General features: G+C 72.5%; 13 protein-coding genes. 10 read left to right on the top strand and 3 right to left on the bottom strand.

From position 1 onward, the window contains the following. Positions 1 to 20 precede the first annotated feature (20 nt). The 9 genes from LY625_RS05875 to LY625_RS05835 all read left to right on the top strand — a co-directional run bounded on the left by LY625_RS05875 (position 21) and on the right by LY625_RS05835 (position 7035). On the top strand, positions 21 to 290 hold the full coding sequence (locus LY625_RS05875) for a phosphopantetheine-binding protein (RefSeq protein ID WP_233738254.1): 270 nt from the start codon (positions 21 to 23) through the stop codon (positions 288 to 290). Between the two features lie 7 nt (positions 291 to 297). Then, positions 298 to 996: a ketosynthase gene (locus tag LY625_RS05870; RefSeq protein WP_233738253.1), complete on the top strand. Its 699-nt coding sequence runs from the start codon at positions 298 to 300 to the stop codon at positions 994 to 996. Between the two features lie 41 nt (positions 997 to 1037). Continuing rightward, positions 1038 to 1334 (top strand): hypothetical protein, encoded by a 297-nt coding sequence (locus tag LY625_RS05865; RefSeq protein WP_233738252.1) that lies wholly within the window; start codon positions 1038 to 1040, stop codon positions 1332 to 1334. Next, entirely contained in the window at positions 1331 to 2296 is a 966-nt protein-coding gene (locus tag LY625_RS05860; RefSeq protein ID WP_343223465.1) for an acyltransferase, read from the top strand. The genes LY625_RS05865 and LY625_RS05860 overlap by 4 nt, the downstream gene beginning before the upstream one ends. Further along, the gene (locus tag LY625_RS05855) at positions 2226 to 2879 is read left to right on the top strand and encodes a LolA-related protein (RefSeq protein WP_233738250.1); all 654 of its coding nucleotides are present in this window, start codon (positions 2226 to 2228) and stop codon (positions 2877 to 2879) included. The genes LY625_RS05860 and LY625_RS05855 overlap by 71 nt, the downstream gene beginning before the upstream one ends. Next, on the top strand, positions 2876 to 5227 hold the full coding sequence (locus LY625_RS05850) for an MMPL family transporter (RefSeq protein ID WP_233738249.1): 2352 nt from the start codon (positions 2876 to 2878) through the stop codon (positions 5225 to 5227). The genes LY625_RS05855 and LY625_RS05850 overlap by 4 nt, the downstream gene beginning before the upstream one ends. Further along, the gene (locus LY625_RS05845; RefSeq protein WP_233738247.1) at positions 5224 to 5664 is read left to right on the top strand and encodes a phosphotransferase; all 441 of its coding nucleotides are present in this window, start codon (positions 5224 to 5226) and stop codon (positions 5662 to 5664) included. The genes LY625_RS05850 and LY625_RS05845 overlap by 4 nt, the downstream gene beginning before the upstream one ends. Before the next feature lie 59 nt (positions 5665 to 5723). Continuing rightward, positions 5724 to 6458, top strand: a complete 735-nt coding sequence (gene fabG, locus LY625_RS05840) for a 3-oxoacyl-ACP reductase FabG (protein WP_233738245.1) — start codon at positions 5724 to 5726, stop codon at positions 6456 to 6458. 100 nt (positions 6459 to 6558) lie between these two features. Beyond that, positions 6559 to 7035 carry a hypothetical protein gene (locus LY625_RS05835; RefSeq protein ID WP_233738243.1) on the top strand — a complete coding sequence of 159 codons (477 nt, stop codon included), beginning with the start codon at positions 6559 to 6561 and terminating at the stop codon, positions 7033 to 7035. Positions 7036 to 7055: 20 nt separating this feature from the next. On the opposite strand, the gene LY625_RS05830 is transcribed toward LY625_RS05835, so the two are convergent. Genes LY625_RS05830 through LY625_RS05820 form a run of 3 tightly spaced genes read right to left on the bottom strand, consistent with a single transcriptional unit; the run spans position 7056 to position 9911 of the window. Next, positions 7056 to 7892: a glycosyltransferase family 2 protein gene (locus LY625_RS05830; protein WP_233738348.1), complete on the bottom strand. Its 837-nt coding sequence runs from the start codon at positions 7890 to 7892 to the stop codon at positions 7056 to 7058. Then, entirely contained in the window at positions 7873 to 8712 is an 840-nt protein-coding gene (locus LY625_RS05825) for a beta-ketoacyl synthase chain length factor (protein ID WP_233738242.1), read from the bottom strand. Before LY625_RS05825 ends, LY625_RS05830 begins: the two co-directional genes overlap by 20 nt. Continuing rightward, positions 8709 to 9911 carry a beta-ketoacyl-[acyl-carrier-protein] synthase family protein gene (locus tag LY625_RS05820; RefSeq protein WP_233738240.1) on the bottom strand — a complete coding sequence of 401 codons (1203 nt, stop codon included), beginning with the start codon at positions 9909 to 9911 and terminating at the stop codon, positions 8709 to 8711. The genes LY625_RS05825 and LY625_RS05820 overlap by 4 nt, the downstream gene beginning before the upstream one ends. A gap of 265 nt (positions 9912 to 10176) precedes the next feature. Here LY625_RS05820 and LY625_RS05815 point away from each other — a divergent pair, with 265 nt between their 5' ends. Beyond that, the gene (locus LY625_RS05815; protein ID WP_233738239.1) at positions 10177 to 12510 is read left to right on the top strand and encodes a DPP IV N-terminal domain-containing protein; all 2334 of its coding nucleotides are present in this window, start codon (positions 10177 to 10179) and stop codon (positions 12508 to 12510) included. Positions 12511 to 12617 lie beyond the last annotated feature (107 nt).

Below are 12617 nucleotides of genomic sequence, written 5' to 3'. Positions count from 1 at the left end.
TCCCTGCAGGAAGTACCCCGATGTCCGCACAGACCCCCGCCGAAAACGAGCTCGCCCGCCTGCTGGTCGAAAGCCTGAACCTGGAGGACGTCGAGGCCGGCGCGATCGACCCCGCGGCGCCGCTGTTCGGTGACGGGCTGGGGCTGGATTCCATCGATGCGCTCGAGCTGTCGCTGGCGATCAGCAAGCGCTACGGGGTGCAGCTGCGCTCGGATGGGGAGGACAACCGCCAGGTGTTCGCTTCGCTGCGCGCGCTGTCGGCGCACGTGGAGAGCAACCGCGCCGCCTGAGGCCGCCATGGACCGCCTGGTGCCGGTGCGGCTGCTGCTGGCAGTGGCCTATCCGTTGCTCGCCCACGCCGCCAGCGTCCGCCACGACGGCATGCTGGCCGGGCTGGCCTTGCTCGACCTGGCGCTGGTCCTGATGCTGGAGCCGCTGGCGCGGGGCCGGGCGTGGGCATGGGCGTTGCTGGCCGTCGCCGCCGGGGTGTTGTGGCAACTGCGGACCGGAGCGGTGCCGGAACTGCTGCTGCTGTTCCCGCCGATGCTGTTCACCGCGGTGCTGGGCTGGTGGTTCGCGCGCTCCCTGGCTGCAGGCCGGACACCGCTGATCGCCCGCATCATCGCCGCGCTGGAGGGCGGGCCAGACGGGTCGCTGGAACCGGCGCTGGCGCGCTACGCCCGTGGCCTGACCGCCGCCTGGGCGGTGCTGCTGGGGAGCATGACCCTGTCCAACCTGGTGCTGGCACTGCTGGCCGAACCCAACGGACTGCTGTTGCGCGCGGGGCTCCCGCCGCCGCTGCCGGTATCGCAGCAGGCCTGGTCCACGGTCGCCAACCTGCTCGACCACGGTGTCATCGCAGCGTTCTTCGTCGTCGAGTTCCTGTGGCGCCAGTGGCGGTTCCCGGAGCGCCGCCAGGGGCCGCTGGCGTTCGCCCGGGCGATGCTGCGGCTGGGACCGGCATTCTGGCGCGACCTGTTCCGCCGGGCACCCTAGGCGGCTGGCTTATCCTTGCCGCGCAAAAGCCGGAGCCGCGCGTGTCGACCACCTTCGCCATTCCCCGTGACCATCCCTGCCTGCCCGGGCACTTCCCGGGGCGGCCGGTGGTGCCCGGAGTGGTGGTACTGGAGAAGGTGCTGGCGGCGATCGCCGAGTCGCATGGCCCGCTCCATGGACCCTTGCGGCTGCCGCGGGTCAAGTTCGTCCAGCCGCTGCTGCCGGGTGAACGGGCGCGGATCGAGCTGGGCGGCGAAGCGCCGCGCTGGCGCTTCCGGGTGTTGCGTGGCGAGGCCCTGCTGGCCAGCGGCGAAGTCCGCGCCGGGGACGGGGAATGAACGCGGACTGGAGGCAGCGCCCGGAGGGCGGCGGCCGCATCGCGATCTGGATGATCCGCGGTGTCGCCCGCCATGGTGGCCGGGCCGTCTCACGGGCGCTGCTGCTGCCGATCACGTTGTACTTCCTGCTGGTGCGTGGCCCGGAGCGGCGCGCTTCCAGGGACTGGCTGCGCAGGGTGGGCGGGCGCCGCGCCGGACTGTGGAGCACGGCCCGACACATCCATGCCTTCGCCTCGACGATCCTCGACCGGGTGTTCCTGCTCGGCGGCGAGCTGGAGCGTTTCCGGATCGAAGTGGAAGGGGCGCAGGCGCTGCACCGGCAGCTGGAAGCCGGCCGCGGGGTGCTGATGTTCGGCTCGCACCTGGGCAGCTTCGAGGTGTTGCGGGTGCTGGCCCGCACCCGGCCGGAGATCCGCCTGCGGGTGGTGCTGGACGTCGGCCACAATCCGGCGATGACCCAGCTGCTGGACGCGCTCAATCCCGAGGTCGCGCGGACCGTCATCGACGCCGGGCGCGACGGACCGGGCGTCGCGCTGGCGATCGCCGAGGCACTGGAGCAGGGCGCGCTGGTGGCCCTGCTGGTGGACCGCGCCCACGAAGGCCAGGCGAGCGTGCCGGCGGAGTTCTGCGGCCACCCGGCGCCGTTCCCGCAGGCACCGTGGCTGATCGCCGCCGCCACCGGCGCGCCGGTGGTACTGGGCTTCGGCCTGTACCGTGGCGGCAATCGTTACCGGCTGGTGTTCGAGCCGTTCAGCGAGGGCATCCGCATGCGCCGGCAGGATCGGGCGGTGGCACTGCCCGCGCTGGTGGGCGACTACGCCGCGCGGCTGGAGCACCATGCCCGCAGCGCGCCGTACAACTGGTTCAACTTCTACGACTTCTGGCAGAACGATGAAGCATGCGATCACCGCAGCGATGCTGTTGGCACTGGCCGGCACCTGGCCGGCCGCCAGGGCGGCTGAGCCGTCGACCGGCACCGGCGTCGAGGCCGGCTGGATCCTCGAGCGCCTGGTGCGCCCGGCCCCCTCGCGCACCCCGTTCGTCGAGCTGCGCCAGTCGCGGCTGCTCAAGACGCCGTTGCGGCTGGAGGGCGAGTACCGGCGCCCTGCCGACGACGTGCTGGTGCGCGAGGTCCAGGTCCCCTATGCAGAAACCACGACCCTGCGCGACGGCGAGGCGGTGATCGAGCGCGCCGGCCGCAACCCGCGCCGGGTGTCGCTTGACGGTGCGCCGGAACTGGCAGGCCTGCGCGGCAGCTTCGAGGCGCTGCTGGCCGGCGACCGCGACGTGCTGGAGCGCGAGTTCGACCTGCGCGCCGAAGGCGGCCGGGAACGCTGGACGCTGCACTTGGCGCCGAAGGACGCCGCACTGCGCCAGCTGGGAACGTTGATCCTGAAGGGCCGCGGCAGCGAGCTGCGCTGCATCGAGGCGGTTCCGGAGGCAGGGGCGCCACAGCGCACGCTGCTGGCCGGCGCGGCGATGGACGCGCACGGTCTCGAGGCGCCGGAGGCGCTCGCCGCGCTGTGCCACGCGCCGGCCCGATGAGCCGGGCCGCCCGCTGGACCCTGGTGCTGGCGTGGCTGGCGCTGCTCGCGCTGGCCGGCGCCTGGCTGGCCGGCAACCTGGAGGTCGCCGGCGACCTGCGCCGCTTCATGCCCGAACCGCGCACCGCCGAGCAGAAGCTGCTGCTCGAGGGGCTGGGCGAGGGCCCCGGCTCGCGACTGTTGCTGATCGCCCTGGAAGGCGCGGAGCCGCAGCAACTGGCCGCGCAGTCCGCGGCGATCCGGCAGTCGCTTGCCGCCGATCCGCGCTTCGCCCTGGTCGCCAACGGCGAGGCGGCAACCCTCGACCAGATCCCCGAAGGACTCCGCCCGTACCGCTACCTGCTGGCCCCGACCCTGGACCGGCAGGCGCTGGACCCGGATTACCTGCACGAAGAGTTGCAGGCACGGCTGCAGGACCTGGGCTCGCCGGTCGGCCAGTGGCTGGAGCCGCTGCTGCCTTCCGACCCGACCCTGCAGACCCTCGCCCTGGCCGAACAGTGGCAGGGCGCCGCCACCCCCACGCGGCGGCACGGGGTGTGGTTCGACCCCGCCGGCGCCCGCGCGCTGCTGCTGGTCCAGACCATGGCGCCGGGCTTCGACCCGGACGGGCAGGCGCAGGCGGTGGAGGCGCTGCGCGAGGCGTTCCGCCAGGCGCGCGGGGAGAGCGGCTCGGACATCGTCATCACCGGACCGGGCGCGTTCGCGGTCGAGGTCGGCGGCCGGACCCGGGAGGAGGCCGCGCGGCTGGGCAGCATGGACACGGTCGCCTTCGTGCTGTTGCTGCTGATCGCCTACCGCAGCTGGCGTGCGCCACTGCTGGGCGCGCTGCCGCTGGCCAGCGGCGGGCTGGCGGGGCTGGTCGCGGTGGTCGCCGGTTTCGAGGCGGTGCACGGCATCACCCTGGCGTTCGGCTTCACGCTGGTGGGAGTGGCGCAGGACTACCCGATCCACCTGTTCAGCAACCAGCGCGCCGGACAGTCGGCCTGGACCAGCGTGCGCGCGCTGTGGCCGGCGCTGGTGGTCGGCGTGCTCTCGACCTGCATCGCCTACCTGGCCTTCCTGGCGGCGGGGGTCGAGGGGCTGGCGCAGCTGGCGGTGTTCACCATCACCGGGCTTGCGGTGGCGGCGCTGTCGACCCGCTACGTACTGCCGGCCCTGCTGGATGACGGCAGCGGCCGCGGCGCGTTCGCCGACCCGGCGGAGTCGAGGCGGATGCAGCGGCTGTGGAGCGCAGTGCAGTCATTGCCGCGGTTGGGCGGCACCGCCGCCCTGGTGATCGCGATCCTTGCCGCCGGCGTGGTCTGGTGGATGCCGGGCCACTTCTGGCAGAACGACCTGTCGCGGCTGACACCGGTGCCGGAGGCCTCGCTGCAGGCCGACGCGGTGCTGCGCCGCGAACTGCGCGCCCCGGACGTGCGCCACCTGGCGGTAGTCCGCGGCGCCGACAGCGAGGCGGCGCTGCAGGCCTCCGAACACCTGCTGCCGGTACTGGAGGCGCTGCGCCGCGACGGCGTGCTGGCCGGCTACGACCTGGCCGCGCGCTACCTGCCCAGCGCGGCCACCCAACGGGCCCGCCAGGACCGCCTGCCGGAACCGGCCGCGCTGCGTGGGGCGCTGGAGGATGCGGTGGACGGCACGCCCTTCCGCGGCGACGTGTTCGAACCTTTCCTGGCCGATGTCGAGACCGCCCGCACCGCCGCCCCGCTGGTACCGGAAGCCCTGGCCGGCACCCCGTTGGCAGTGCCGCTGGAGGGCCTGCTGCTGCCCTACGGGGACGAATCGATCGCCCTGGTCTCGCTGAGCGGGATCACCGACCTGCACACGCTCGAGGCCGCGCTGGCGTCGCACGGGGCGCGACTGCTGGACCTCAAGGCGGCCTCCGAGTCGCTGGTGGCCGAATACCGCACCCGACTGCTGTGGACCCTGCTGGGGGCCTTCGCACTGCTGGGACTGGTGGTCGCCGTTGCCCTGCGTTCGCCGCCGCGCGTGCTGCGGGTGCTGGCGCCGATGGTGCTGACCACGCTGGTGGTGCTGGCGGTGCTGCGCGCGGCCGGGGTGGAGCTGAACCTGTTCCACCTGGTCGCGTTGATCCTCGCCGCCGGCCTGGGCCTGGACTACGCGTTGTTCTTCGACCACGCCGGTGATTCGCGCGCCAACCAGGTGCGGGCGCTGCACGCGATCATCATGTGCAGCCTCACCACCCTGCTGGTCTTCGCGGTGCTGGCGAGTTCGTCGATACCGGTGCTGCGGGCGATCGGCGGTACGGTGGCGCTGGGCGTGGTCGGGAACTTCGTTCTGGCGCTGCTGATCGCGCGGCGGCCGGTTGCCGGCCGGGAGGCAGCGGCATGAGTGCCGGTGCCCTGCCCGATGCCGCGGCGATCGAGGCGCTGGTCCCGCACGCCGGCGCCATGTCGCTGTGGGACGAGGTCGTGGGCTGGGACGCCGAGTGGATCCAGCTGCGCACCTGGCGCCACCGCGACCCGGCCCACCCGCTGCGCGCGGACGGCCGCCTGCACGCCGTTCACCTGTGCGAATACGGTGCCCAGGCGATGGCCGTCCACGGCGGGCTGCGCGCCCGGGCCGCGGAGGCGGACGCGCGTCCGGGGCTGCTCGTGGGGCTGTCCGGCATCGAACTGTGCATCGACCGCATCGACCGCCTGCCCGGCGCACTGGAGTGCGAGGCCCACTTGCTGATGGACAGCCCGGCCGGTTGCCAGTACCGCTTTGCCCTGCACCATGCCGGCACCCGGCTGGCGGAGGGACGGGCGACGGTCATGCCGGGCTGAGCCGGCAGCGGCCGCAGCCGCTACGCTGGCGCCCCCGGAACAGCCGCAAGGAGCCCCCGATGTCAGTCCCCCACCTGCGACGCGCGCTGGTCACCGGCGCCAGTGGCGATATCGGCAGTGCCATCGCGATGCGGCTGGCGGCCGACGGCCTGCACGTCATCGCCCACGCCAACAGCAACCTGGCGCGCGCCCGGGAACTGGTCGAGGCGATCCATCACGAGGGCGGAAGCGGCGAGGCGGTGGCCTTCGACGTCGCCGACCACCAGGCCACCGGTCAGGCCATCGAGACGCTGCTGGCGGACGGCCCGGTGCAGGTGCTGGTCAACAATGCCGGCATCCACGACGACGCGCCGTTGGCCGGCATGGACCCCGTGCGCTGGCGCCGGGTGATCGACGTCAGCCTGCACGGCTTCTTCAATGTCACCCAGCCACTGCTGCTGCCGATGGCGCGCCAGCGCTGGGGGCGGATCGTCAGCGTGTCCTCGGTGGCGGCGGTGCTGGGCAACCGTGGCCAGGCCAACTACGCCGCCGCCAAGGCCGGCCTGCACGGGGCCTCGAAGTCGCTGGCGCGCGAGATGGCCAGCCGTGGCATCACCGTCAACGTGGTGGCGCCGGGCGTGATCGAGGGCCGCATGACCGCCGACGCGATCCCGGCGGAGACGGTGAAGCAACTGGTGCCCGCCGGCCGTGCCGGACGCCCGGAGGAGGTCGCCGCACTGGTCGGCTTCCTCTGCTCGGACGGAGCCTCCTACGTCAACGGCCAGGTGATCGGGGTCAACGGAGGAATGGGATGAATGCTTCATCCGCCGATGCGGCGTGGTTCACCCCGCGCTTGCCGCGGCAGCCGGATACTTGCAGGCCCACGCCGCCGGTGTTGCATCCGCTGGAGCCGAAATGAAGAACGCGATCGTATTCCGAACCTTCCTGCTGCTGAGCCTGGCCCTGCTGGCCGCCGGCTGCGCGAGCACCTCCAAGGTGATGCTGGCGCCGGCCCGCGCGCCGATCCACCCCGAGCAGGTGCGGATCTACTACACGCCGCCGACCGGCGCGTTCGAGGAGATCGCCGTGCTGGAGACCGCCAGCGGCGGCTTCACCTGGGGCGACCAGAACAAGATGAACGAGGTGATGCACAAGCTGCGCGTGGCCGCCGCCGAGGTCGGGGCGAACGGCCTGCTGCTGCAGGACGTGCGCCAGGGCTACAGCGGTGGCGGGGCGAGCGTCGGGGTTGGCAGCGGGCGCTTCGGTGGCCGCAGCTACACCAGCGGCGGCATCGGCGTGAACGTGACGCCGACGCCGAAGCAGGCGGCGGCGATCGCCATCTACGTACCCGGCCAGCCGGCTGCCCCGGTGAATCCGGCGCCGGTGCGCTGAGGCCGACCGGCCGCGCCCGCTCAGCGGGTGCCCAGGGGTTCCTGGCTGGCCAGCCGCGCGAACTCGCCGCTGGGGTCGTCGATCAGCGGCGGGTGGGCGCGGATGCTGCGGTGGACCTCCAGCATGTTGCCGCGCTGCAGGACGCAGGCGACCACGTGGCCGGTGATGCGGCTGAAGTCCCGCAAGGGCCGGAAGTGGCTGGCGCGGAACACCTCCGGCTGGCCCGCGGCTTCTTCCTCGGCCTGGACGCAGGCATAGCGCGACTCGATCGGGATCGACACGCAGCGGGTGCCCAGCTGCTGGGCGGCGGACATCAGGATCTGCGCCTCGAACACGAAGTCCTCGCCGGGCACGTCGCCCAGCGCGGCGACCTCCGCCGGATACAGGCGCTGCCCGCTCTGGGTGTCGGCGATCCGGTAGCCGGTGCCCCAGGCGATCCCCCAGTCCCCGAACGCGTTCGCCAGCCGGCGGTAGGCCGGCTGCTGCGAGCGCTTGCGCAGGCGCGCGCCGATCACGATGTGCCCCGGGTAGCGGCGCGCGGTGTCGAGCATGCGCGGGATGTCCGCCGCGGAATGCTGGCCGTCGCCGTCCATGGTCAGCACGCCGGAGCGGCCCTGCCGCAGCGCCTCGGCGAAGCCGTCGCGCAGGCTCGCCCCCTTGCCCTGTCGCGTGGCATGGCGCAGCACGGTCACCGGCAGGCCGCTGATCCGGGCGACGGTGTCATCGTCGGAACCGTCGTCGACCACGATCACGTGCGGGCATTCGGCGAGCGCCCCCTGCACCACGTCGCGGATGCGCAACGATTCGTTCAGCGCGGGAATGACCACCGCAATGTCGTCACGATTCATGCGCGCCACCTTGCCGGCCGGCTTGTTCATCGAAAGTGATTTCGAGGCGGCGGCCGGCACCGGCGTCCAGTGTCGCTCCGGTCGTGCCGCGGGCGAGGGCATCGAACAGCGGTAGCATCGGCGAGCTGGCGTTGCCGACGGCGTGGCGGGCGAGCGGGCCGGCCGCGTCGACATCCGCGTCGGCCGCCCCGTGGTTTGCGCCATGGCCGGCCAGCCGCGCACGCAGCCGCGGTGCGCCGGACCGGGCCTCGCGCCCGAGCACCAGCGCGCACCCGAGCAGGCCTTCGCTGCGTACCACCCCGCCCAGCGGCCCAATGGCGGCCCCGTCATAGCCCACCAGCAACACCGCCGGGGCGCCACAGGCGAGCTGGGCCAGCGCTTCCAGCAGTCCCTGGGCAAAGGTCCCGGGGCCGGCGCTGAGCGCGGTGGCCGGGTGCATGGCCCCGGTGCCGATGGTCCAGTAGCCGGCGGCGGCGTTGTGCACCGAGTTGTGGAAGCGGGTCGGGGAGATCGCCGCCGGGCTCGCGGCCAGGGTCGCGGACATGTAGTCGGCGATCACCAGGTCCCCCTGGCTGGAGGCGAACACCGAGGGCAGGCTGCCCGGCTCGCGGCCGGCATCGCGGCACGCGGCCAGCGCGACTTCCAGTGCGACGGCAACGGTTTCCGGCGCGCGCCGGCGCTCGTTGGCTGCCAGCAGTTGCGGGGAGGGCTTCGCCGGCGCCTGCTCCGGCAGCACGCCGGCGCGGGCGAAGGCCAGCGCGGCTTCCCAGGACGGCAGCCCGCGGCTCCAGAAGCCGATGCCCTCGATCGTGCAGGCCAGGCTGCTCATCGGCCGAACACCAGCGAGCAGTTGTTGCCGCCGAAACCGAAGGAGTTGTTCATCGCGTACCCCACCGGCGCGCGCGCACCGGCCAGCCGCACCTGCGGGCCGCAGGCCGGGTCGGGCGCGGTGCTGCCCAGGGTTCCCGGCAGCAGCCCTTCGCGCAGGGCGAGCAGGGCGAACACCGATTCGACGATCCCCGCCGCGCCCAGGGTGTGCCCGGTCCAGCCCTTGGTCGAGGAGGCGTGCAGCGCCGGCGGGAACAGCGCCGCCACCGCGGCCGCCTCGACCCGGTCATTGGCCGGTGTCGCGGTGCCGTGCAGGTTCAGGTAGCCGACCTGGCCGGCGCCGATGCCGGCACGTGCCAGCGCATCGCGCATCGCCAGCCGCGCCCCTTCGCCTTGCGGATGCGGGTGGGACATGTGGTGGGCATCGCTGGACTCGCCGTAGCCACACAGTTTCAGGACGTCGTCGCCGGTCGCGGTGCGCTCGAGCAGGGCGAAGCCGCCGGCCTCGCCCAGTGACAGGCCGTCGCGCGCCGTGTCGAACGGACGGCAGGGTCCAGGCGAGACCAGCTGCAGCGAATTGAAGCCGTACAGCACGCTGCCGCACAGGGTGTCGACGCCGCCGACCAGCACCGCATCGGCCAGCCCGGCGTGCAGCAGCCGTGCCGCCTGGGCGAACACCTTGGCGCTGGACGAGCAGGCGGTCGCTACCGTCATGCAGGGTCCGGCCAGGCCGGTGGCCTCCTGCACGAAAGCACCCAGTGCATGGACGGTATGGATCGCCGGGCGTGCCAGGTCGGGCGGGAACGAGGCGGTCCCATCCGCGGCCGGTTGCAGCCGGGTGTAGGCCTCCTCGGTGGCGCCGATCGCCGAGGTCGAGGTGCCGACCACCACCGCGACGCGGTCGCGACCGTGGCGCCCGGCAGCCGCGGCGATCGCCTCCGGCAGGCCGTCGGCCTGCAGCGCCATCCACGCCAGCCGGTTGTTGCGGCACTCCCAATGGGCCAGCACGTCGGGCAGCGGGCTGTCCTCGACGCCCTCGACCCGGCCGATCCAGCATGGCAGCGGTGCGCCATCGACCAGCGGCCCGAAGTCGTTGCGCCGCAGGCCGCTGCGGCCGGCGACCAGGGCGTCCAGCTGTGCCTGGACCCCACGGCCCAGGGCGGTGGTCGCCGTCCAGGCGCGCACCGCCACCGGCTCCATCGGCGCCGGTGGCGCGGCGGAGTGCCGGCGGAGGGGGGCGGAAGCGGGCGGGGTGGAGTCTGGCAACGCTGGCGACACGGGTTTCCCTGGCTGCAGCGGGCTCCCCACCCGCCGGTACCGCCGCAGTATGCCAGCGGGCCCGTGCGGGGCGGCAACGCGTTCAGGCGCCGCCGGCGCCGGGCCGACGCGGGTGCGGCCCACCCCTGGTGGCCGATCCGGGTAAGGTTGCGGCGATGTGTTCCAGCTCTGAGATCCGGGGATTCCGATGAAGACCACGCGTCCCGGCCTGCGCCTGCTCGGCGCGGCCCTGGGCGGCCTGCTGGCCGCCACCGCCACCGCCACCGCACAGCCCTCCCAGTCCGATGCACCCGTGATGTTGACCCACGACGACTACGCCCGCGCCGAAGCCTTCATGGGCTACAACGCCACTCCGCTGCTCGACCACGCGGTGACCCGGGTGGAGTGGCTCGACGACGGCCGCTTCTGGTACCGCGACCATGACGCGCGCGGCGACCACTACCGGATCTTCGACCTGGCGACCGGCCAGGCGCGCGAGGCTTTCGACCACGCGGTCGTGGCCGCTGCGCTCAATGCGCTGGGCGGCAAGGTGCACGAGGCCGGCAAGCTCGAGCTCACCGCGCTGGACTTCGATGCCGATGGGCGCCTGGAGTTGACCATCGCCAGGCAGCAGTACCGGTGCGAAGGCGAGGGCGAGGCCCTGTCGTGCACGCAGCGGGAGGCGGGCGGCGGCGAGCCGGCGGTCGCGTCCCCCGACGGTCGCCTGGGCGCCTTCATCCGTGACTGGAACCTGTGGGTGCGCGAACTGGACACCGGGAAGGAAACACAGCTCACCACCGACGGTACCGAGCACTACGGCTACGCCACCGACAACGCCGGTTGGACCCACAGCGACCGCGCGATCCTGGTCTGGTCACCGGACTCGACGCGGATCGCCACCTTCCGCCTGGACCAGCGCCAGGTCAGCGAGATGGTGATGGTGCGCACCGCCGTGGGCGCCCCGGGGGTGGAACGCTGGAAGTATCCGTTCGCCGGCGACGAGCACGTCAACATGATCGAGCGGGTGGTGATCGACGTGCCCGCCCGCACGCTGGTGCGGCTGGACATGGAGCCCGACTTTCACCGCTCCACCCTGTGCGACCACATCAGCTGCGATGGCGGCTGGGAGGACGTTCAGTGGGCGCCGGATGGCGCATCGCTGGCCTTCGCCTCCACCTCGCGCGACCACCGCGACACCTGGCTGCGAATCGCCGACCCGCGCACCGGCGCGGTGCGCGAGGTCTACCACGAGCACGCGCCGAGCTACTTCGAGAGCGGCAACGGCAAGGTCAACTGGCACTACCTGCCGGGCAGCGGTGAGTTCCTGTGGTTCTCCGAGCGCAGCGACTGGGGCCATCTGTACCTGTATGGCCTGGACGGGACGCTCAAGCACGCGGTGACCACGGGCGAGGACAACGTCACCCAGGTGCTGCGGGTGGACCCCGACAGCCGCACGGTGTGGTTCCGCGGCGTCGGCATGGAGGACGGGCGCGACCCGTACTACCAACACTTCTACAAGGTCAGCCTGGATGGCGGCGAGCCGGTGCTGCTGACACCCGAGAACGCCGACCACACGGTCTTCCTGTCCCCGGACGGCCGGCACTTCGTCGATGCGCATTCCACTCCGGCTACCCCGCCGGTGACCGTCCTGCGCAGCAGCGGCAATGGCCGGGTGCTCGCCACTGTGGCCCAGGCCGAGGCCGGCCGCCTGTACGCCGCCGGCTGGATCCCGCCCGAGTCGTTCACCGTGAAGGCTCGCGACGGAGTGACCGAGCTGTACGGGATGCTGTTCAAGCCGACCGATTTCGACCCGTCGCGCAAGTACCCGGTGGTGAACTACATCTACCCCGGTCCGCAGACCGGCTCGGTCGGCAGCCGCAGCTTCAGCCCGGCCCGCCGCGACCACCAGGCCCTGGCGGAACTGGGCTTCATCGTGGTCACCCTCGACGGGCTGGGCACCCCGTGGCGCTCGAAGTCCTTCCACGACGCCTTCGATGGCGACATCGGCGACAACACCCTGCCCGACCAGGTCGCCGGCCTGCGGCAACTGGCCGAACGCCACCCATGGCTCGACCTGGAGCGCGTCGGCGTCTGGGGCCACTCCGGCGGCGGCTACGCCACGGCCGATGCGCTGTTCACCTATCCGGAGTTCTACAAGGTCGGCGTGTCCCAGGCCGGCAACCACGACAACCGCAGCTACGAGGACGACTGGATCGAGAAGTGGATGGAGCTGGAGGTGCGCGGCGCCGACGGCACGCCCATCTACGAGGCCCAGGCTAACCAGAACCGCGCCGGCAACCTGCAGGGCAAGCTGCTGCTGGCGCACGGGATGATGGACGACAACGTCCCGGTGACGAATACCCTGCTGCTGGTCGACGCCCTGGTGAAAGCCAACAAGGACTTCGACCTGATCGTGTTCCCGCACGCCCGCCATGGCTTCGGCGAGGACGATGCCTACATGACCCGCCGCCGCTGGGACTACTTCGTCCGCCACCTGATGGGGGCCGAGCCGCCGCGCGAGTACCGGATGAAGGCCCCCTGATCGCTTCATTCCCGCGAATGCGTGCATCCACCCTCAGTGGAGCAGCTTGAATCCTTCCGGCGCCCTGTCCGGCACCGGCGCGTCGCAGTGATACATGTCCATGTAGA

The sequence above is a fragment of the Lysobacter sp. GX 14042 genome (genome assembly GCF_021390425.1).
Taxonomy (GTDB): Bacteria; Pseudomonadota; Gammaproteobacteria; order Xanthomonadales; family Xanthomonadaceae; genus Novilysobacter.
Note: the sequence above shows the minus strand (reverse complement) of the source record. Positions and strands in the feature narration are given on the sequence as shown.